This is a genomic window from Halobacillus sp. ABD4_316, from assembly GCF_056161385.1.
Window position 1 is genome coordinate 609,879 of the sequence record NZ_JBSWZA010000002.1, and the last position, 21,040, is coordinate 630,918.

Here is a 21,040-nt window from a genome sequence, read left to right on the forward strand (position 1 = left end):
AAGAAACGCCTGCGGTATGGAGCGTCTCCACTGCCGCAGGCGTTTCTTTTCCCCGTAGGAGAGGAAACATGTTCCGTTTATGAAAATTCCCGGGTCCATCCGCCTTTGATTTTCGTGTCCCCTTCAAAGTACTGGACCGTAATCCGGCCGTCAGAAAATGAAAATTCGTCTTGAAGAAAATCGGCAAAGGCTTCGAAAATCTCTTCATCCCCATCCTCCGGTTCCCGGTTCAGATCGAGATAAATCGATGGAGCGGCCTCCACCTCACCGACACTCGGCGTATCTTCCGGCGTGTAGCGGTGCTGACTGCTCGTTGATTTTTCAAACTGGATATCGAGGTTTTCGAATCCTCCCAGCTGTTCGTCCAGATACGTCATGGACGTCTGTTTGACTTCGTCCTCCCATTTGGAGGACACATACGTATCGACCAGCTGGTTATCTTCATTCCGATAGACGAGAAATTCAATCCCGTCCTCCACATGCCTGACCTCGGCGGCGGCTTTGAACGGCTGATTGCCCATCGAATCATACATCACACCATATACTTCGGTTTCACCAGTAAATCGGTCCTCTGTATAGGCTTCGGCGTCTTCTTTTACCGCATCCTCATTGTTGCCGCTGGTGGCGATGAAAACCACCAGTACAGCGAGCAGGCCGACGGCAGCAAAAATCCCGGCACCGATGAGAAAGCGTCGCAGCGTTTTATTCATACGTCTAGCTCCTGTCCTTCGTATTCTTTTGTTATTATTTCAAAAAACCCCGTCGAGGGCAATGATGAGCTCCCGCTGACAGCCGTTTTAGAGCAGAAGCAGGACAACCTTCCCACATTTCTGATAGACTATTGAAGTTAACAGAAATGCTCGATAAAGGAGGGAGAGTATGGCGATATTCTTCCAAGTCGTTCTTCCGGTCATCCTCGTCTTCGTGGCCGGATATATCCTGCAGAAAAGTCTGCATCTGGAGATTAAATCACTGTCTACGGTTACGTTGTACTTGATGCTGCCCTGCCTTGTGTTCAAAACTTTCTATGAAGCGGATTTCAACCGGGATTACTATATGATGATCCTCTTTTCCCTGACGCTTTTACTAAGTATTCTGATTCTGAATAAAATCGGTGCCCGCCTGTTCCGTTACGGGACACCGACGGAAAGCGGCCTGATCTTGTCCACCGCTTTCATGAATGCCGGCAATTACGGAACTCCGATCGTGCTGTTCGCCTTCGGGGAGCAGGGGTTCGTCTATGCGGTGACATTCATGGTGCTTCAGCAGATCGTCATGAACTTTTTCGGTGTTTATTATGCCGCCAAAGGCACCGCCGGGTTCAGCATGGCTGTCCGCACGATTTTGAAAATGCCGCCGACCCACGCCGTCTGGATGGCCTTGTTGTTTAAAGCGGCCGACGTGAACATCCCGGATAATCTGTATTCCAGTATTGAACTCGTCGGCGATGCGACCGTTCCAAGCATCATGATTCTGCTCGGAATGCAGTTGGCGAACATTACCATCAAAAATCTCGACTGGAGCAAGGTTTCCTTTGCGGCATCCATCCGACTGGTCGCTTCTCCTCTGATCGCCTGGGGGCTGACGACTGTTCTTCCGATGAACGACCTGATGGCTTCGGTCCTTATTGTAGCAGCGGCGATGCCGTCCGCCGCAACGACGACGATGTACGCTGTCCAGTTCGACGCCAAGCCCGACCTCGTTTCCAGCATCACGCTGGTGACAACCATCCTGAGTGTGGTTACGCTTCCGCTTCTCCTGACTCTATTGACGTAGAATAAGTCCGCCGTTCGCCGAGGGACTTTAGATATTCATTGTTTCTGGGATGAAAAGGAGGGCACGAGCCGCTTATCGGTGGATGCTTGCCGCGGGCACGGCCTCAGCTAACTTGGACAGGAAGACCACCTGCCCAAGTGGATCTTCGGCTCTTGCTGTTCCCGCAGGCTTCACCACCGAACGCTCTTCGTGACGCGAACAGACTATTCCTGCCTTCATTTGCTTTGAAAGAAGGACTTCCCCTGTTGAGTAGCTGGCTTTTAGGAGAAAGGAGCGTTCCTCCGGGAGTGGTCATTCAGTAATTTATGACCTATTTCTCAAGTGAATCTTCGGTATTCCCAGGATGAAAAAGCAGAAGTTCCACTTTCAAAGGAAGAACAAAAAAGGCTGTCGGGAAAAGTTATCGACAGCCTGAGGCTCCGCCAGTTCCGGCGGAGCTTTTTTATTCACTTTTTGAAGCATTACGTTTTTCACGCCAGAACAAATAAAGATTCCCAAAGAAAAAAGCGACACTCAAAACGCCGCCGACTGCTGACATTTCCACCGTGTCGGTGAACCATCCAAGCAGCACATAAATGAGAAAAAATCCGGCAAATGCAAGATAAAGCATAATCTCTTCCTTTCCAAGTCAAACGTCCAACGTCAGTATAACATTCCTGGAAAGGTTATGCGGGGGGATACATATGGAAGCGGTAGACGGTGAATTGTTCCCCCATCTCGATGCTGTAGGATTCGATCGGGATGGCTTCGTAAAAAGTGCCGTCGATCTGCTCAATCGATATAGAAAGAACGTATTCCTTATTTTCCATAATCGGTATAGGGAAGGGGTTCACGATTTCAATCATCCATTCATACGCGAGCCGTTCCACAAAGGCGTGGGTGTAGGTCGTCGGTGCCTCGTCGAGCCAGATGCTGGCAAGGGGAGTCAGGGAGCGGGATGTCTCTTCCAAGGCAATTCCTCCGTTTAGTTGATATGATAGTCGTTTTCCCTGTATTTTACATGTATAAACGCGCAAGCTTCGTTCTTAAGATCCTGCGCCGCCGGTAAAAGGTCGAGGAGCTGATGTTCATCCGGGCCGCAATCTCCACATTTTTATAACCGTTAAGAAGGTCGGAGAGGAGGCGCTTTTCAAAAGGAGATAGAGTGGAGGTCGGAGCAGGATCTGCCGCTGGGAGGGGTTTTTCAAAGGAGGCGAACGTATACAGCCGGCTCTGGGCCGCTGTTCTTTTTAGGTCGTTGGAGACGAGGGTTTGGTAGTGATGTCGGAGTTTGGTGTGGAAATAGGTGGAGAACTGACTTTTCGCAGGATCATAGCGTGCCTTGGCCGCGTGATAGACGAGGTAGCTTTCCTGGAAATAATCATCGTACGGGGGTGGGAGGTGCAGGGTGTGCATCACCTTGTAAATGAGTTTTTCCAATTCGTGAAATTCCTGAATCTTTGACATGAGTCACTCCTTTCTACTTTTCTATTGTCCTACATTTGCCGCCGGCTTCCCAGCAGAAATTCCATTTTTCCTGATGGAAATTATATTTTTTGAAAAAAGATGACACGAAAACTTCCATTTTCTTCGATTATAGAGTGAAGGCAGAAAATGAGAAGGAGTGAAGTCATGGATACGGAACAAGATTTTGAACAGCTGCTGGCCGAATGGGAAAGGAGCATCCATTACCACATCCGTAAGCTGCACATCATCGATGCGAACGGTGACTTTTATGCCGAAGGATTGTTTGCCTTATGGCAGGCCCACCGCACGTACAATCCCGAGGCTGGAGAATTTTCCACCTATGCCCACTGGAAGATCCGCAACGCGCTCATTGACCAGATCCGCCGCGAAAACAACCGTCAGGACAGGGAAAACCGGTTTGTAGAAGAACTCATCCACAGCGAAGATTACATATGGGAGGACGAACCGGTTGATACATACTTCTGGGACCAGGTGAAGAACCTGCTGACACCCAACCAGTGGAAATGGGTATCCCACCGTGTGAAGCAGGGCCGTTCTGTTGCGGAAACGGCCCTGATCGAAGGCGTGACCCAGGATGCTGTGAAAAACTGGGGACGTCATGCCCGAAATAAACTGAAGTCCTGCAGACACCTTCTTTAATCCCCACTCTTCCATCCCCATAAAAAAGTCCGGCGCCTTCCAGAAAAGCGCCGGATGTTCCTCATCGATCGATGGTTATGTTAATTTTCGTCAGTCCCATAGCCCGGGCAGCCTTGATCATCTTGGCTGCTTCCTGTTCGGCATTCTGGATATGGATTTCGTTCCTGGATATACTCAAGGTTGTCCCGCCAGACAACACGGTTGGTTCTTCCGGAGTCTCCTGGGCCAAGGCCAGCAGGGACTGGGGCTGCTGCTGTTCCGCCTGGATTTCTTCCTGACGCATACGATTGACGCGTCCACGGATTTTACGACCATGATAAACGACACTAGCATAAGGGCATCCCGTTTCGGCCGCGATTTCGCGATAGTTTTTATCAGTCTCACCGATCAGACGCTTCACTTCGCCAAGGTCATAATCGTACTGCTTACTTTTCTTTGCCACTCTCGAATCCCCCTTTTTTTCTTTCCATAAGCAATTGTATACAAGATTACAATATTTTAATAGTAGGTCCTATGAATTTATGAAATTTTTTTTAATTCCTGATATTTATAGTAGACTATTCATATGTCTTTCAGCTATTTTATTTAGAAAGTGTGAATGATTTGTATAAAAGGTTAATCTTTACTATCCTCCCATTTGCAGTGATGGGCCTGATTTTTTACTTTTCCTCCCAGCCCTATGGAGAACAGGATATGCGTCCATCGTTATCGATGTATCTTCCGCTCGATCTGCTTCGGCCGCTGCTGGCGCCGGTTTCGTTTACCTACCACGGGGAAGAGGTCAGTCTGGCCAGCCACGGCATCGACGGCATGGTCGAATTTTTCATTCGGAAAGGGGCTCATATCAGCATCTTTTTCGTATTGATGATTACCGCGTATGGAGCTTTCCTTGTGAACACACCCTGGAAAAAAAGGACAGCAGCCGTCAGCGCTCTGGTTGTAACGGTGCTGTATGCATGTCTGGATGAATACCATCAATCCCTGACGCCGGACCGTACCCCGTACATCGGGGATATCGGACTCGACAGTGTGGGGGCCCTGATCGGCCTGATCCTTATTTTGGCAGGAAACAGAAGAAGAAAATAAAAGAACCAGCGGGAATGAGCCCGCTGGTTCTTCGTTATTCAGGATTCGGCAGCTGGAACTTCGTTTTTCTGGATGGTTGTGACTCCATCCAGTTCAACAGCAAGCGCTTCGACCGTGTAGGAGGAAAGCTTATTTTGAAGCCGTCGTTCCTTCTCCTTCGTCCATTCATCAAAAACAGCCACCATCGTCGGTCCGGCACCGCTGATGTAATACCCGAGCGACTGCTCCCCTTCAAGGACCTCCGTAACAGCATCGAAACCAGGAATCAGCATTTTCCGGTACGGCTGATGCCACTGGTCGTTCTTCATCATTTTTCCAGCGAGCGCCCAGTCTTTAGAGGCAAGAGCAGCCACAAGGACATTGGCTCTCGAACTGCTTCGGACGCCCTCCTTATAATCGATCTCCAATGGAAGAATGCTCCGCGCCTTTTCGGTTTCCAAATGATAATCAGGAACGACCGAAAGCCACGTCAAGGAATCCAGGTCCTCTGTAAAATGGACATAGTCAAGGTGCTCGCCGTCATAGTTCGAGACCATGATTCCTCCATAGACGGCAGGTCCGACGTTGTCGGGGTGTCCTTCGATATCACAGGCGATCTTGAACTTCTCGTACCGTGTCAGCTCTAGATCCAGCAGCTGATCGGCGAGTTCAATGCCACCGACAACCGCCGTCGAGGAGCTCCCCAGCCCGCGGGCGACCGGAACATCGTTCGTCAACGTCACATGGGTGGGAGGCAGAGAATCAAAGCCGCGCGTCTGAGCGGCGGCCAGTGCTGTTTGATAAATCAAGTTGCGCTTATCCGAAGGGATATGCGCCTGATCTTCTGCCGGAACAGAAAAATGCCACTCGTCCGCCGGCTCACAATCCAAGGTCACATATTTGGAAAGCGCAATGCCGACCGAATCAAATCCTGGTCCTAAATTGGCGGATGTTGCAGGCACCCGGATCTGGAACCGGCTCATGACTGTACTCCTGTGACGGCGGAAGCGAACACTTCATAGTTGTTTTCAATCCGTGCCGGTTTGACAGGGCTCGTTTCAATCGCTGTCGTTGGATCTTTCAACCCGTTACCAGTCAGGACGTGGACGACTTTGGAGCCTTGAGGAATCGTACCTTCCTTCACTTTTTTAATCATGCCGGCAAGCGAGGCGCAGGAAGCAGGCTCGGCAAAGATGCCCTCCTTCTGGGCCAGCAGTTGATAAGCTTCGACGATTTCTTCATCGGTCACTTCATCAATCAACCCTTCCGACTCGTCGCGGGCCTGGATGGCTTTATCCCAGCTCGCGGGGTTTCCAATACGGATGGCTGTCGCCAGTGTTTCCGGATCTTCAATGACTTGATTACGGACAATCGCCGCAGAACCGCTGGCTTCAAAGCCCATCATTTTCGGCAGGCCGGACTGGAAGCGGTCATGGTATTCCTTGAACCCTTTCCAGTAGGCTGTGATGTTCCCGGCATTTCCGACAGGGATGCTGAGGATGTCTGGTGCGGAACCGAGCGCGTCCACTACTTCAAAAGCGGCCGTTTTCTGGCCTTCAATCCGGTAAGGGTTCACAGAGTTCACCAATGTCACCGGTTCTGTTTTTGAAATTTTACGGACCATCTTCAACGCATCATCGAAGTTCCCTTTGATCGCAAAAATTTCAGCGCCGTACATGACGGCCTGGGCAAGCTTGCCTTCTGCGATTTTACCGTCCGGAATGACGACGATACAGCGGATGCCTGCACGTGCGGCAAAGGCGGCTGCGGCGGCGGACGTATTCCCTGTGGAAGCACAGATGACCGCTTCGGACCCTTCTTCAATCGCTTTGGCCATGGCCATCACCATGCCGCGGTCCTTAAAGGAACCGGTCGGATTGGCTCCTTCGAATTTCACATAGCCTTCGATTCCGAGGTCCTGGGAAATCGCCGGAATCGGAAGCAGCGGGGTGTTTCCTTCGTGTAGCGTCAGTTTTGGTGTACGTTCATTGATGGGAAGAAATTCCGCATATTCATGGATTAATCCTTGCCACATGGTCATTCTCCTCCTTCGACACGGAAAACGCTGTCGATTTTTCTGACGGAATCCAAGGTTTTCAGCTCTTGAAGTGCTTTTTCGAAGTCTTCTTCACTGACTTTATGTGTCACCATCATCAATTCACGCTCGCCTTCCTGATCGGTGGCTTTCTGGGTGAATTGATCGAAGGAAATCGAATACTCGGCAAAAATATTCGTCAATTCCTTCAGCATGCCGGATTGATCATCCACATGAAGACGGATGTACTTTTTCGTCAGTTTCTCGCTCTGGGCGCGCACCTGTTTCGGGAACTGTGGCTGGACGTAAGCGGTTCCCGTCGTGCCGAGTCGTATATTCTTCAAGACGGCAATCAAATCAGAAACAACGGCTGTGGCTGTCGGAAGTTTTCCGGCTCCAGGTCCGTAGAACATCGTTTCGCCGACTGCATCACCGTACACATACACCGCATTGAATTCATCGTTGACAGAAGATAATGGATGTTCAACCGGCAGCAGCGTCGGTTCGACACTGACGGATACACCGTTGGCATCGTTCTCTGCAATCCCGATCAGTTTGATGCGGTACCCGAGTTCTTCGGCATACGTAATGTCGTCAGAGGAAATGCCGCGGATGCCTTTCACATCAACATCCTCCAGACTGTACGGCATGGAGAAGCCGAGAATGGACAAAATCGTCATTTTACGAGCCGCATCAAGGCCATCCACATCAGCGGTCGGATCGGCTTCGGCAAAACCGAGGTCCTGCGCTTCTTTCAGCACGCTGTCGAAATCGACGCCGTCCTGGGCCATCTTCGTCATGATGTAGTTGGTCGTTCCGTTCACGATTCCCATCATTTTCGTAATGCGGTCGGAAGAAAGGCCGTCCATGATCGAGCGGATGATCGGGATACCACCAGCTACACTGGCTTCATAATAAAGGTCGCAGTTGTGCTTCTGGCAGGCTTCGAAAAGCTGCTCCCCGTGCTGGGCGACAAGGTCCTTGTTCGCCGTTACGATATGTTTGCCGTGCTCAATGGCTTCCAGCATGATCGTCAAGGTGTGATCGATCCCACCCATCACTTCCACGATGACATCAATGTCCGGATCTCTCGTAATGTCCTCGTAGCGGTCCGTCAGTTCCGTTTCAGCCGGAACCTCACGTTCTTTCGCCATGTCACTGACAAGCACCGATTTAATCGTGACATCGCACCCCGTTTTATGTTCAATGCGTTCTTTATGATCGCGCAGAATTTCAATGACACCTGATCCGACTGTTCCCAGACCGAGCAGTCCTACCGTAATGGATTTGTTCATTCTTCACACTCCTTCTCTCTGTCTCCTATATATACACAGAATTCTTTGTATAAAGGACATTGTAACGGAAAGGAAATTGAAGTACAAGAGTGAATTATCCGACGATTACAAAGGGCGGACTCCAAGGTTTACAGGAAATTAACAATCGTGTGAAAAAGCCCTTTTAATTGTCTTGGAAACCCGCTTTTTCCAAAAGGCTTATTAATATAGTAGAAAAACAGGTTTTTCAGAAAGAAAAGAGAAAAAACACAAACCTGGAATGCATAATGGGGCAGTTGACGTTTTCCAGAAGGTGGATTATAACTAAGTGTGAAAAAAGAACTAGGAGGTGAGAACTATGTATCGTGGAGGTCTGTTTTTCTCTGGACTTATGATTAAGTATGAAAAGTACTACAAGATTCTGCTGCTCGATCTTGGATTAAGCGGCAAAGAACATGAATTCGTTCAAGATGCGCAGGAAGTGGTTCAGGATATTCAGAGGAAACTTGAGACGGCAGCAAGCGATCAGGAGAAGTGCGCCCTGTTTTACTCGGCGCTGAGGAAACGGCTGGTCGACATCTATGGCGGAAATGGAAGCACCCCCGTTTAACACTGCATCCATTGAAAGGAATTCCCCCCTCATTTGAAAGGCCTCACGCATACAATCACCTCATCAATAGAAGAATCAGGCAGGGAAAATGGGAAAGTCACATAGAAAAAAAGACAGGGATTCGGAAGCGGAGAAATTCCATAAAAAACCTTGCCCGCTTCCCGTTCTGTCTGCAGGACTTATGATACAATACAGATAGAATCACTGGGAAATCAAGGAACTGATTCAATTTCTTTATCCGGATACATACACAAATTTTTGTCGTCTTGACAGGAACTTTCCCCGTTCATGACGAATGAAACGTTTAAGGCTTGACCAGTGAGCCGGAACTCTACATAACAGCGCGGAGCGGCCCGGCCGATCCGCCAAAAGACAAAGGAGTGTTGGACATGTGGAAAGACGAATACAAACGCTGGAAAGACTTTTCTGATCTTGATGAGAATCTGTCCGTCGAATTAGAAAAGATCGTAGAAGACGAGGCATCTTTAGAGGATGCTTTCTACAAGAACCTTGAGTTCGGTACTGGCGGTATGCGCGGGAAAATCGGTCCCGGTACAAACCGGATGAATATTTACACCGTTCGGAAAGCCGCTGAAGGTCTGGCTTCCTATGTCAATGACCAGGGGATGTCCAAGCGCGGCGTTGCCATTGCGTACGATTCCCGGTATATGTCGAAGGAATTCGCAGTTGAAACAGCGAAGGTTCTTGGACGCCACGGCATTCCTTCCTATGTATTTACATCCTTGCGGCCGACACCGGAGCTGTCTTTTGCGGTCCGTCACTTGAAGGCGGCGGCAGGTGTTGTCGTCACCGCCAGCCACAACCCTCCGGAATACAATGGCTTCAAAGCTTACAATGAAGACGGCGGACAGCTGCCTCCAGCCCAGGCGGAAGTGATGATCGACTTCGTCAACAAGGTCGAAAATGAGCTGAACGTAGAAGCAGCGGACCAAAAGCAGCTGGAACAGGACGGTCTGCTCCGCTGGGTGGACGAGGACGTCGATACCGCTTATATGGAAGCTTTGAAAACCGTAAGTGTTCGCGGCGACCTGCCGAAAGATCTTTCGGTCGTGTTCACACCGCTGCACGGAACTGCCCGCCACCTCGTGGAGCAGGGCTTGAAGCAGAACGGCTTCAACTCTGTGCACATCGTCGAAGAGCAGGCCACGCCGGATCCGGAATTTTCAACGGTGGCTTCACCGAACCCGGAAGAACACCAGGCCTTTGAAATGGCGATCGATCAAGGGAAAGCAGTGGGCGCGGACATCCTGATGGCTACAGATCCGGACGCAGACCGTCTCGGCGTTGCCGTGCCGGATGAGAACGGGGAGTACAAAGTGCTGACTGGTAACCAGACAGGGGCCCTGCTTCTTGATTATATTCTCGGCCAGAGCGCTTCCATTCCGGAAAACGGCCTGCTTGTGAAAACGATCGTAACGTCTGAATTCGGCCGTGTGATCGCTGATTCCTACGGGATTTCCTCTCTGGATACATTGACAGGCTTCAAATTTATCGGAGAGAAAATCCGCGAGTACGAACAGTCCGGCGAGTACAAGTTCCTCTTCGGCTACGAGGAAAGCTACGGCTATTTAGTGAAGGATTTCGCCCGTGATAAAGATGCCGTCCAGGCTGCTGTACTTGCCGCAGAGGCGGCGGCTTACTGGAAGAGCCAGGGGAAAACACTGGTGGAAGCCCTGGATACGCTGTATCAGAAGCACGGCTATTTCCTTGAAGACTTGAAGTCGGTCACATTGGAAGGAAAATCAGGAGCGGATACGATCGAGAAAATCATGAACGATTTCCGTGAGGCGGACATTCAGGAAGCCGGTGGAAAGAAAGTCATGGCGGTGGAGGATTACTCCACAACGGTCCGCCAGCTGGTACAGGAAGGAACCACAGAGGAAATCGATCTTCCGACCTCCAATGTCGTGAAGTTCATTCTTGAGGATGACTGCTGGTTCTGCCTGCGTCCATCCGGAACAGAGCCTAAAATCAAATTCTATTACGGAGTGAAGTCCACTACACGCCGTGAAAGTGAAGAACTGCTTGCGTCCGTCAAAGCTGCGGTCGACGAGCGTCTCCACGCCATCATCTAATCAAATGAAATCCGGTCTCCTTCTCAGGGGACCGGATTTTTAATTTCCTTCTTCCTCTCATAGAGGCGCCCCCCCCTTTTTGTAGGTGGGTGGTCACGTTCCGCTTATCGGTGGATGCTTGCCGCGGGCACGGCCTCAGCTAACTTGGACAGGAAGACCACCTGTCCAAGTGGATCTTCGGCTCGCGCTGTTCCCGCAGGCGTCACCACCGAACGCTCCACGAGACCTTACCCAGTAAGGATCGGAAAATCCTTTTCAATTCCGAAAGGAGCGCAGACCATTCAACTCCTGCGGAAAAACGGACGGCCGAGGCCCCGCAGGGCGGTCTCCCCGAGGAGACTTGGCCGTTCGTCCGCGGAAAGAGAATGGTTTGCGCTCCTGGAGGGCCTGGAGGATATCGGTTATGCCTGCATTCTGAAAATCCGGTCTCCTTATTCAAGGGTCCGGATTTGTTCCGCCTAACTTTGCGGATCCATCTAGAAAGGGCTTTCAATTGATTGACAAATGAGCGATAATAGAATAAAATACTGAAAATTCAGATATAACATAAAAAGGGGTGGGCCCATGTTGAACATAAAGATGTTGAAGCCATATTATGTTAAAGAAGATAAACGTTTTATTCGCATCGTCTTAGCCTACCAGTACTTTTCATTGTTTATTGATGACGAACTTTATCAGTTTATTCCAATGGAAGCAAGAGAAATAATCATCGACCGCAATCGTCAGAAGGTGCACAATGTCTTCGATATTTTCGTGTTTCAGCGCGGTAAAAATATGGTGTATGTATCCGTAGCGGATTTGCTGCAGCTGCCGGAATTTCTGACACACCTTCATTCGATTGTGTCGCCGTATTATGAAGAGGGGATTGACATCAGCCAGCAATCATCTAAAGAAGTGAGAGCCATTATCCGTGAATTGGAAAAAGAAAACCTCCGGCGCCTGATCGATCAGGCCATTGATGAGGACGATCAGGAAGCTTTCCAAGTGCTGACCGAGAAATGGAAAGCGATGCATTCATAGGTGCCGGGCTGATTATTTTGGCCCGGTTCTTTTTGTCTGATATACTATTCTACATAAAACCACAACGATTTTCCTAAAAATACTGAAATATAAGTGATAAATGTTAAAAACATATGAATTTTTTTCAAATGTGGTGGCGTATAATCCATTATAATAGGTTTATACTTACAGGATTAGGAAAAGAAGAACCGGGAAACGGGGAGGTTAACAAGATGAAAGCGATGCCTAAAGATCGTCTGCTGGATGATGAGTGGATCGACTTGATACAGGAAGCGAAAGCTTTAGGCCTGAGTAAGGAAGAAGTAGAAAATTTCCTGCGCGGCGGAACGGAACTGTATAAACTAGTATAACACCCTTTATTTTTTTCAAGGGTGTCTTTTTTTATGCCTCCCATTATAATGAGTATATAGTAGTAGTTGGAAGGAGGGTCGGCATGAAAAACTTTGAAATGATCAATCTGCTCAAAGATTGTGCCATTGCATTCAATATACCAGTCCATTTAATCGATCGAAAGAACACAGCCATCTTTCAATATCCTGACACTTTTCTTAAACCACCGGAAGAAATTCTGGAAACCCGCCATCCTTATCTTCAGGAAGCAAGGAAGATGCCCGGCACCCTGCACCTGTTAAAGGATCCTTTTAACCAGTATGCTTTTTTTTATGCGTATGAAAATCCACAGAAGGAAACCGTGGTCGCCCTGCTCGGTCCATTCCTCCATGAAATATCGGACTATAAAGAGGTCCAGCTGAGTTTGATTATGAATGATCTTTCCTCCTCTCTTGCAGAGGAATTTGCCGGATACCTGGATCATCTGCCGGTAAGGACGCCGAAGGAACTGGCATCCATCCAGCGCGTCTTACAGCATGTGCTGCCAGGGAAAAAGGAAAAAGCGAAGAAAGATCCAACAGAGCCTGATCTTCTGCACCATTATGAAGAATATGCGGCATCGCTTGAATCCTACCCGGATACGGTGGCGTCGAAGCAGGAATTCATGGAACGTTTCAAACGTGGGGAAAAACAGGCAGTGGAAGCGTATTATGCATTGATGGACAATAACCTCTCTCATATAAAAAATCATGTGCGTTCCTTTAAAAACCATCTGATCCGTCTGGTTACGGAATTGAGCCTTCTTTGTGTAGAAAAAGGAGCGCAGCCGGATGAAACAGGGTCATTAAGTGATTTCCATATCAGTTTTCTGGAGACGAAAGAGACCGTCGAGGAACTGGAAGGATTGGAATCTATCATTCTTCGTTCGTTCCTGGAAAGAATCCAGGGGGTGGGGAGGCAGTCCTTTTCTCCGTTGGTGGAGCGCGCACAGAAATATATTTTCCAAAACCTGACGAAAGATTTGACGTTAAAGGAAATTGCGGAAACATTGAACGTCAATCCGAATTATTTATCCGGCGTCTTCACAAAAGAAACCGGCGTATCGATCACCCAGTTCATCAATCAGCAGCGGATTACCGAAGCGAAAGAGCTCTTATGCATCACAGAGCATTCGCTTATGGATATCAGTATGCTGCTCGGCTACAACAGCCAGAGTTATTTCACAAGGGTTTTCAAAAGTGTGGAAGGGATCGGTCCGAAAGAATTCCGGCAGAAATATCGAATAAAGGAAAAGTAATCAGCTGATCCAGGTTCAGCTGATTTTTTGTGAGGAATTGTTCTTAAAAACGGACTATTTGTGAGTATACAGAAGATACAGGCAGGAATATGCGGGATATATGTTCTTTATAATGAAAAATGGTTGTTTATTTCCAATGGAACAGCGTTTATAATATTCTTAATAACGAACAAAAAGATAGGTTAATTATGTCAGGAGTCATCTGACGATGGAAGGTGAGGTAGGTGGAAGTGACGCCGATTGGTGAAAAAATCCGTATCCTGCGCACCGGCAGAGGTTTATCTGTCAACGAGTTTGCCAAACGTTCTGGTGTATCCAAATCGTATATCAGCAACATTGAAAGAGGGGTGCAGAAGAACCCTTCCTTAATCGTGATGGGAAAACTTGCCCGGACGCTGGAGGTACCGCTGGAAGAGTTATTAACGCATAAGTATGCCGAAGAAACGGGGAATGGACAGAGCCGATAGCGGACGAAAGGAGACGATCATATGGTGAAACAGGAGGAATACAGAGAATGGGTGACTCTGATCAAAGAAGCCAGACAGCTCGGTCTGAGTCTGGAGGAGGTCAAGGATTTCCTGGAGAATCCCCGGGTGCCGGAACTTCTCACCGAAGGGACGGGGGACTGTGAAGGGTAAAACCGTCTTCACGAGAGAAGCAGGCTGGCGCAATGTCACAGCGGTTTCCCCGCGTGTCACGGACAAACGCAGAGCCTGCACACTCTCTTCCATAGTGGATCAGTATTCCCAGCTGCTCATCAAGCCTGGATGGGATATCTTTGTGATCAACGGCAGGATAGGAGGGAGAAAGAAAGAAACGGTTCTATGGGAAGAATCGTTCATGAAGGCTGTGACGGGGGATGAGTCCCCGCTTTCCTACCTGCAGGCGTCCCTCTGTTATCACCATCTGCTGGAATATACGAACGAGACGTCCGGAGTCATCCCCCAGGCCGTCCTCGACGATAGGTATGCCCGTACACTTGATCTGTTCGGTGCTTGGCCGTTTGGAAAGCAGCTCCGCAGCTTCAATCCACTGTTCTTCTATGATTCTCTTTATCATCCGGCTGTCGTCTTTTTTACGTACCATCGTGAAGGTGGTGCGGTCATACAGAAACATGTCCATCGTTTCGCTCATGTAAGCTATGAGCTGAAGACATTGACGCGCAGGTGGGCAGCCATTTCTTAACCGGCCTTTATAAAAGGGCCGGTTTTTTTGCGATGTCGAAAGATCAACGGCCTTTTCTACCATTTTCTTCTTTTCATTCTGACAAAAATAGATTATGATGTAACAAAGTATTTTGAATTTTATTGACAGATCATTACGAGAAACGTAGAAAATACGGGGACGCTTATTCCAAGACGGCATACAGCAGGAAGGGTCCTTACATAATGACCGTCGGAAAAAGGCGTTTGATACCGAACCGTTAAGTAAATAGGAATATATAGGAACATCATGAATGAAAAGGTGGGTCGTATGGAGAATCTTAAAGAAGTGCTGGAGAACATCATCCAGCGGACGGAGAATTCCGAACTGTTATCATCTCAGGAAGTCATCAACCAGCTGATTCAGCAGCTGCAGGAATAGATCGTGTGGAGCATCGCTGAGGACTATGGCGGTGTTTTTCCATGTTCCGGGTTTTACATAAGCTGAGAAAAAAGGCTCACGGGAAAGATAACGGAATCTTCGCGTGCCTGTGATATACTAATACCGACAAGAGTAAACTTACCAAGTAAGCGAGGATTTCTATGAACATTACTGTTGAAATTATCGTAGCGCTGCTGCTGTCGATGGCGGTCAGCTATGCGCTTGTATTCCCTGTTATGAAGCTAGCTGTTAAATGGAAAATGATGGATTATCCGGAATTGCGGAAGATCCATAAAGAAATCACTCCGCGTATGGGCGGGCTGGCAATCTTTGGAGGAGCAGCCGCCGGCATGCTGTTTATCCGCCCGGATATGCCGTATATAGGACCGATCATCATCGGAGCGTTCATCATCGTCTTGACCGGATTATTGGACGACCGCTATCAGATCCGGCCGATCTTCAAGCTTGGCGGCCAGGTGGCTGCTGCGGCTGTTTTGATCTTTTCCGGTTTGAAAGTGGACGTGCTTAGTATTCCGTTCATCGGAATGGTCTCCCTGAGTGATCCGATCAGCATCATCTTTACGTTTCTATGGATCATCGGTATTACCAATGCCATCAACCTGATTGACGGCCTGGATGGACTGGCGGCCGGTGTATCGACTATATCCCTGATCAGCATCGCGGTGATGGCGCTTGCCATTGAACCGCAGATTTCCATTGTCTATTTATGTATAGTTCTGATCGGAAGCAACATCGGGTTCTTGTTCCACAACTTCAACCCTGCCTCGATTTACATGGGGGACACAGGATCCCTGTTTTTAGGTTATTCCATGGCCGTCATTTCCATGGTCGGTCTGTTCAAGAACGTGACATTGTTCAGCTTTGTCATTCCGATCATCGTCCTTGCTGTGCCGGTGTTTGATACGTTGTTCTCGATTTTGCGGAGAATGATCAACAAGCAGAAGATTATGATGCCGGATAACAAACACATCCATTATCAAATTCTTGCCGCCGGCTTCAGCCACAGAGCAACGGTTCTGATCATTTATGCCTTCAGTGCCTTATTCGGCCTGCTGGCGCTCTTATTTTCGCTGACATCCTTCGGGATATCGCTGATCATCACGTTCGTCCTTTTGTTTCTGCTTCATCTTTTTGCAGAAATGACAGGCGTCGTCTACCGCGGCAAGCGGCCGATCATCGGTTTGTTTTCGAAAAAGGAACGCGAAAAAAACAAAGAAAAAGAAAAAGCATAATAAAAAACAAGGCTGTCGAGACTTTATCGACAGCCTTGTTTTTTTCTGATTTCTTTTTTTTTTCACCTTGTTCATTTGTTATCCTATAAAAATTGTAATTATAGAAGAGCTTGTCCCGGAAAATCACTTACTCCGTCATAGGTTTCTCTTTTACCTCCCGAAAAAGTACGGCCCTGCTATTCTGAAGACAATGGACGTCCTTCCCTGGATCCTCTTGTATGATTCAAAATGATGTGCATCGGGTTATTTTATGGCATCCGTTCCGAACGTGAGTTTCAACGGCAGATTCAAAAAAACGGCTGCTTATGGATGATTCTTAAGGTTGAACTTCACGGACTCCTTCCACAATATGAAAGAATTTTTCCTCCATCCAGCAGAGGTGAGCGGGGTGAAGGAGAGTCTTTTTCGATGATAAAGAATTCCTAAGGAGCGGTGCCCCTTTCACTCCTGCGGAAGAACGAGTGGGCCGAGATCGCCGAGCGTGGGTTTTGCGAGGAAGCTCGGTCGCTCGTCCGCGGAAAGGGAAGGGGCTTTCGCTCCTGGCGGTAAGAAAAAAAGCTTGTAAAGAAACAGAGGTTTCTCTACAAGCTGAGGAGCAGCGGCTTCCCTTGCTTTCTTTAATAGGAATCGACATCTCCGGGTGTGATGAACCATTTATCCGGGTCATTCATGTCGGTATTGTCCGATTCGATTTCTTTTCCGACGAGCGGCATCGGACTGTCTTTATGGACGAATCCATTCTTTTTCATCAGGTGCGCCGGCATCATCGACGGCAGAGCCCATGACTGGACGACATCCGCTTCCCTCAGGACGTTGAGCGCTTCTTCAAGGAGAGCCCGCCAGGCGTCGTCATCGACCGCCAGCCAGTCGACGATCATCCCGTTACGGAAGCGTCCTTCTTTTTCATGCGTAATGACGAACCCTTGCAGCTGTCCATGCTTATAGAGGGCGGTCATCTTATAGGGATGGACAGGATGGTCGAAGTAGCGCCAGTTCAAGTACGCGGCATCACGGACGACGAGTCCGTCCGCCGTATGTTTCGTCTCTTCAGCCAGGTTATCGAACGCTTCGTCGCACCGGGTTATCCGTTTCACTTCATAGCCGTGCGGTGCTTTTTTCGACTGCCGGATCTTTCCGTACACACGATCCAGCGGCTTGAGGACTTTCAGTGGGGACAGCTTGGAAGCGAGCAGGCTGACAGGCTTCTGCACATACATCCAGCGTGGCATATCCGTCAGATGGCTCGCGCCGGTGTAGCGCAGGAATAATTCCTTCGCTTTCGGGGCAGGAAAACCATACAGGTATGTGATGCCGGCTTTGCGCCCTTCTTCGATCAAGGCGTCATTCAAGTGCTTGTAGATCCCCTTGCCGCGGGCATCGGGATCCACCATCGTGTCGACACGGACACCGACCGTTTCGACGCATCCTTTGATGTAGGCACTCATCAGCCATAAGCTGATGTGGCCGAGAATCTTTCCGTTTTCCTCGAAGACGAGGATGAAGGGTTCTTTATGTTTAGGGTTTTGTTTGAATTTCCATTCCCAGGCGTCAAGAGGACGCTCCTGGTGGAAGGTTTTTTGGAAAAGGGTCTGAATCTGGGATTCATCGCCTGGTTGATAACGGCGGACTGCCATAATGCTTCTTTCCTTTCCGTATAAAAAAATACTTCCCAAAGTATAACAAAGAACGCCCATGGTTGGCAGAAGGTCTCTGTTACAAGTTCGTGACGTTTCATTAAATCCCGATGGCATTCAAGCGACATTTTTATCTCAAGATAGAACTCTGTCATAAAATCAGCTATAATGGAAGGTAATGTCATGGAACGTTTGACCGTGTACGGCTGACGGGTATTAGATGATGTCGAAAGCATTGCATAAACAGGTTCTCACCCCTCTCCATCACCGGCAGACGTCATAAAGATAGGAAGTTGTCGAATGATATAAGGAGAAGGGCTGCGGAATCATTCAAAAAATACATGATAAAACAATAGATCTAAGGAACCGCATCTTGATTATGGATGGGCCAGAGAAAGGGAGTATTGTTGTATGAAGAAGTCACTATGTGTAGTCGGATTAGGATATATTGGTCTTCCTACATCCGTCATGTTCGCCATTCACGGGCACAAAGTGCATGGAGTTGATGTGAATCAGAAAGCTGTCGACATGATTAATGCCAAGCAGCTTCATATAGAAGAGAACGGTCTGCAGGAACGCCTGGAGGAAGCGGTTGACGCCGGTAACTTCAAAGCGGCGGTGGAGCCGGAAGAGGCCGATGTTTTCATCATCGCCGTCCCTTCCCCGATCCGCGAAGATAAAACCGCCAACCTCGATTATGTACGTAAAGCGACAGAGGCGATTGTCCCTTACGTACGCGAAGGCAACCTTGTCATTTTGGAATCCACCGTTCCTCCACGTACCGTCGAAGACGTGATGCTTCCGGTCCTTAAGGACACCGGTCTTGAAATCGGAACTGATTTGTTCGTTTCCCATTCCCCGGAGCGCGTCATTCCAGGGAAGGTCTTCCAGGAGCTGGTCGAAAACGACCGGATCGTCGGCGGAATCAATGAAAAATCCTCCGAAATGACGAAGGATCTTTACCGTTCTTTCGTTAAAGCGAATATCCACTTGACGGATGCGACAACAGCGGAAATGGCCAAGGTCATTGAAAATACGTACCGCGATGTGAACATTGCATTTGCCAATGAGCTCGCCTTGATCAGCGACCAGATCGGTGTCAACGCATGGGAAGCGATCAAGCTTGCCAACTATCACCCGCGTGTGAACATCCATACACCCGGCCCGGGTGTCGGCGGTCACTGTATAGCTGTGGATCCTTGGTTCCTTGCTGAAATCCAGCCGGATCTTTCCCAGATGATCCAGCTGTCCCGGAATACGAACGATAACATGCCGGTGTACACAGCCAATCAGATCGAGAAGCTGATGAAGGACCAGTTCATTCAGGATCCGAAAGTGGCCCTGTTCGGCTTGTCCTTTAAAGCGAACATCGATGACCAGCGTGAAAGTCCGTCCTTGAAAGTGATTCTTGAGCTCGTTGAAAAAGGAATCAGCTTCAAGACGTTCGATCCGCATATTAAAGAAAACGTCGCCTCCAACCAGACACAGGATATGGATGAAGCGCTTGAAGGAGCGGACATCCTTGTGATTCTGACGGATCACGATGAATTCAAGAAGCTCGACCCAGCCTACATCAAGAGTAAGATGAACAACCGCGTCGTTTATGATACGAAGAACGCCCTGAACCTCGATAACTGGACAGAAGCCGGTTTTATCGCCAAGCGTCTGGGTGACTCCAAAAACGGATAAAGATCAGGTGAAATCATGAAGGAAAAGTTCTTAGGTGTAGACGTCAGCAGCCACTCGTACGAGCAGCTGAAGCAGAATGTATTGGATGATATCAATGAAAAGCGCCAGTCTTTCATTGTGGCGATCAATCCGGAAAAGATTTTGAAAGCCCAGGAAGATCAGGATTTAAAGGCGCTTTTGAACAAAGCGACGTACCAGATTCCCGACGGTGTCGGCGTTCTTCTGGCTTCCAAGCTGAACAAAGGCGGCATCAAGGAACGTGTAACCGGGATTGATATGCTGCTTACCCTTTGCGAGCAGGCTGCAGACAACGAAAAGTCCGTCTTTCTTTACGGGGCGAAACCCGGCGTTGCAGCGGAAGCGAAGGAAAAGCTCATCGATCAGTATCCGAACCTCCACGTTGCCGGTGTACTGGACGGTTATGAAAAAGATGAACAGAAGGTCATCCAGACGATCAATGAGTCTGGTGCCGATATTCTATTTGTAGCCCTCGGCAGCCCCCGTCAGGAGTATTGGATCGTCGATCATATGAAAGAGCTCAATGTCAGCATTTTCCAAGGTGTCGGCGGCTCCTTCGATGTCATTTCCGGCCGCGTCAAGCGCGCCCCGGCGCTTTTCCAGCGTTTCGGTGTGGAATGGCTCTACCGGCTGATTTCTGAGCCGTGGCGGATTAAACGCCAGATCCGCCTTCCATTGTTTCTGCTGAAGGTATGGAGAGATAAGTAAAAAGAAAAAGCAGCGGTGCTTGCACCGCTGCTTTTTTATGTGGACGGATTTCGTGATGATGGAAGCTGGGGGCTTTCATCACCGTTAGAAAAAAGGGGAGGTGGAAGTAGTTCGATCCTTCTACGTGATTTCTGTTACTTTTGAACTTAAAAAGTTAAAATTGCGCAAAGATACGCCGAGGTATGTTGTTTGCCGTCGAATCCTCTTATATAATGAACATATTATTCTCGTAGAGGCTTATTTTGGAAATACATAGAGAATCATGTAGAAATTATTCGGAATTTCTTCCCGAATATTTAACCCTTTCGACAAATAAGCCGATATACAAACTACCGGCACGTATTCATCCATCGGATCGAATGACCATGAAAGTTTGCATCATTAGACACACTACTACCCTATTGACTATATACCCGACTAAACAAACCAGCAAACCTACCATTATATACGATTGAATCACACTTTTTATGGGATCAGAGCCAAAACAAAAGGAGGGGACTGCTCCGCTAAAATCGCTGCATGAAACCATATATCACTGTCCGTCC

Annotated in this window: 23 protein-coding genes; 14 read left to right on the plus strand and 9 right to left on the minus strand. The window is 48.6% G+C overall.

The window, feature by feature from the left end:
* Positions 1-77: 77 nt before the first annotated feature.
* A complete protein-coding gene (locus ACXAJH_RS10065; RefSeq protein WP_474993779.1) occupies positions 78-710 on the minus strand; it encodes a hypothetical protein in 633 nt (210 codons plus the stop codon).
* Positions 711-879: 169 nt separating this feature from the next.
* Here ACXAJH_RS10065 and ACXAJH_RS10070 point away from each other — a divergent pair, with 169 nt between their 5' ends.
* On the plus strand, positions 880-1,776 hold the full coding sequence (locus ACXAJH_RS10070) for an AEC family transporter (protein ID WP_474969673.1): 897 nt from the start codon (positions 880-882) through the stop codon (positions 1,774-1,776).
* 442 nt (positions 1,777-2,218) lie between these two features.
* On the opposite strand, the gene ACXAJH_RS10075 is transcribed toward ACXAJH_RS10070, so the two are convergent.
* The 3 genes from ACXAJH_RS10075 to ACXAJH_RS10085 are packed head-to-tail and all read right to left on the minus strand — an operon-like array spanning position 2,219 to position 3,222.
* Positions 2,219-2,386 carry a hypothetical protein gene (locus ACXAJH_RS10075; protein ID WP_206933208.1) on the minus strand — a complete coding sequence of 56 codons (168 nt, stop codon included), beginning with the start codon at positions 2,384-2,386 and terminating at the stop codon, positions 2,219-2,221.
* Positions 2,387-2,441: 55 nt separating this feature from the next.
* Entirely contained in the window at positions 2,442-2,726 is a 285-nt protein-coding gene (locus ACXAJH_RS10080) for a hypothetical protein (RefSeq protein WP_474906408.1), read from the minus strand.
* Positions 2,727-2,772: 46 nt separating this feature from the next.
* Positions 2,773-3,222, minus strand: a complete 450-nt coding sequence (locus ACXAJH_RS10085; protein WP_474906410.1) for a helix-turn-helix transcriptional regulator — start codon at positions 3,220-3,222, stop codon at positions 2,773-2,775.
* Between the two features lie 165 nt (positions 3,223-3,387).
* Here ACXAJH_RS10085 and ACXAJH_RS10090 point away from each other — a divergent pair, with 165 nt between their 5' ends.
* Positions 3,388-3,882: a sigma-70 family RNA polymerase sigma factor gene (locus ACXAJH_RS10090; RefSeq protein WP_474970896.1), complete on the plus strand. Its 495-nt coding sequence runs from the start codon at positions 3,388-3,390 to the stop codon at positions 3,880-3,882.
* Positions 3,883-3,943: 61 nt separating this feature from the next.
* Here ACXAJH_RS10090 and ACXAJH_RS10095 read toward each other — a convergent pair whose 3' ends face one another.
* The gene (locus ACXAJH_RS10095) at positions 3,944-4,324 is read right to left on the minus strand and encodes a hypothetical protein (protein WP_027954827.1); all 381 of its coding nucleotides are present in this window, start codon (positions 4,322-4,324) and stop codon (positions 3,944-3,946) included.
* A 152-nt stretch (positions 4,325-4,476) separates the two neighbouring features.
* Here ACXAJH_RS10095 and ACXAJH_RS10100 point away from each other — a divergent pair, with 152 nt between their 5' ends.
* Positions 4,477-4,968, plus strand: a complete 492-nt coding sequence (locus ACXAJH_RS10100; RefSeq protein WP_474969671.1) for a VanZ family protein — start codon at positions 4,477-4,479, stop codon at positions 4,966-4,968.
* Between the two features lie 38 nt (positions 4,969-5,006).
* Here ACXAJH_RS10100 and thrB read toward each other — a convergent pair whose 3' ends face one another.
* From thrB to ACXAJH_RS10115, 3 genes are read right to left on the minus strand one after another with little or no spacing between them, the layout of a single operon-like run.
* Positions 5,007-5,930 carry a homoserine kinase gene (gene thrB, locus ACXAJH_RS10105; RefSeq protein WP_474993781.1) on the minus strand — a complete coding sequence of 308 codons (924 nt, stop codon included), beginning with the start codon at positions 5,928-5,930 and terminating at the stop codon, positions 5,007-5,009.
* Entirely contained in the window at positions 5,927-6,982 is a 1,056-nt protein-coding gene (gene thrC, locus ACXAJH_RS10110) for a threonine synthase (RefSeq protein WP_474993783.1), read from the minus strand. The genes thrB and thrC overlap by 4 nt, the downstream gene beginning before the upstream one ends.
* Positions 6,983-6,984: 2 nt before the next feature.
* Positions 6,985-8,277 (minus strand): homoserine dehydrogenase, encoded by a 1,293-nt coding sequence (locus ACXAJH_RS10115; RefSeq protein WP_474969668.1) that lies wholly within the window; start codon positions 8,275-8,277, stop codon positions 6,985-6,987.
* 337 nt (positions 8,278-8,614) lie between these two features.
* Here ACXAJH_RS10115 and ACXAJH_RS10120 point away from each other — a divergent pair, with 337 nt between their 5' ends.
* The 9 genes from ACXAJH_RS10120 (at position 8,615) to ACXAJH_RS10160 (ending at position 16,446) form a co-directional block, all read left to right on the plus strand.
* Positions 8,615-8,866 (plus strand): hypothetical protein, encoded by a 252-nt coding sequence (locus ACXAJH_RS10120; RefSeq protein WP_027954832.1) that lies wholly within the window; start codon positions 8,615-8,617, stop codon positions 8,864-8,866.
* A gap of 389 nt (positions 8,867-9,255) precedes the next feature.
* Positions 9,256-10,962, plus strand: a complete 1,707-nt coding sequence (locus ACXAJH_RS10125) for a phospho-sugar mutase (RefSeq protein WP_474993784.1) — start codon at positions 9,256-9,258, stop codon at positions 10,960-10,962.
* Positions 10,963-11,526: 564 nt separating this feature from the next.
* A complete protein-coding gene (locus tag ACXAJH_RS10130) occupies positions 11,527-11,982 on the plus strand; it encodes an IDEAL domain-containing protein (protein WP_474969666.1) in 456 nt (151 codons plus the stop codon).
* A 212-nt stretch (positions 11,983-12,194) separates the two neighbouring features.
* On the plus strand, positions 12,195-12,332 hold the full coding sequence (locus tag ACXAJH_RS10135; protein ID WP_474969665.1) for an anti-repressor SinI family protein: 138 nt from the start codon (positions 12,195-12,197) through the stop codon (positions 12,330-12,332).
* A gap of 83 nt (positions 12,333-12,415) precedes the next feature.
* The gene (locus tag ACXAJH_RS10140) at positions 12,416-13,609 is read left to right on the plus strand and encodes an AraC family transcriptional regulator (RefSeq protein ID WP_474970899.1); all 1,194 of its coding nucleotides are present in this window, start codon (positions 12,416-12,418) and stop codon (positions 13,607-13,609) included.
* Positions 13,610-13,833: 224 nt separating this feature from the next.
* Positions 13,834-14,076 (plus strand): helix-turn-helix domain-containing protein, encoded by a 243-nt coding sequence (locus tag ACXAJH_RS10145; protein ID WP_474969663.1) that lies wholly within the window; start codon positions 13,834-13,836, stop codon positions 14,074-14,076.
* Between the two features lie 21 nt (positions 14,077-14,097).
* Positions 14,098-14,247 carry an anti-repressor SinI family protein gene (locus tag ACXAJH_RS10150; protein WP_474969662.1) on the plus strand — a complete coding sequence of 50 codons (150 nt, stop codon included), beginning with the start codon at positions 14,098-14,100 and terminating at the stop codon, positions 14,245-14,247.
* Positions 14,237-14,794 carry a hypothetical protein gene (locus ACXAJH_RS10155; RefSeq protein WP_474993785.1) on the plus strand — a complete coding sequence of 186 codons (558 nt, stop codon included), beginning with the start codon at positions 14,237-14,239 and terminating at the stop codon, positions 14,792-14,794. The genes ACXAJH_RS10150 and ACXAJH_RS10155 overlap by 11 nt, the downstream gene beginning before the upstream one ends.
* A gap of 560 nt (positions 14,795-15,354) precedes the next feature.
* Complete coding sequence (locus ACXAJH_RS10160; protein ID WP_474969660.1) at positions 15,355-16,446, plus strand: MraY family glycosyltransferase; 1,092 nt, start codon at positions 15,355-15,357, stop codon at positions 16,444-16,446.
* A gap of 617 nt (positions 16,447-17,063) precedes the next feature.
* Here the strand turns inward: ACXAJH_RS10160 and ACXAJH_RS10165 are convergent.
* On the minus strand, positions 17,064-18,080 hold the full coding sequence (locus ACXAJH_RS10165) for a GNAT family N-acetyltransferase (RefSeq protein ID WP_474970901.1): 1,017 nt from the start codon (positions 18,078-18,080) through the stop codon (positions 17,064-17,066).
* 411 nt (positions 18,081-18,491) lie between these two features.
* Between ACXAJH_RS10165 and ACXAJH_RS10170 the strand changes: the two genes are divergently transcribed.
* Together ACXAJH_RS10170 and ACXAJH_RS10175 are read left to right on the plus strand one after the other, a co-directional pair.
* Positions 18,492-19,769, plus strand: coding sequence for a nucleotide sugar dehydrogenase (locus tag ACXAJH_RS10170; protein WP_474969658.1), 1,278 nt, complete (start codon positions 18,492-18,494; stop codon positions 19,767-19,769).
* 15 nt (positions 19,770-19,784) lie between these two features.
* The gene (locus ACXAJH_RS10175; RefSeq protein WP_474969657.1) at positions 19,785-20,495 is read left to right on the plus strand and encodes a WecB/TagA/CpsF family glycosyltransferase; all 711 of its coding nucleotides are present in this window, start codon (positions 19,785-19,787) and stop codon (positions 20,493-20,495) included.
* The last annotated feature ends 545 nt before the right edge of the window (positions 20,496-21,040 follow it).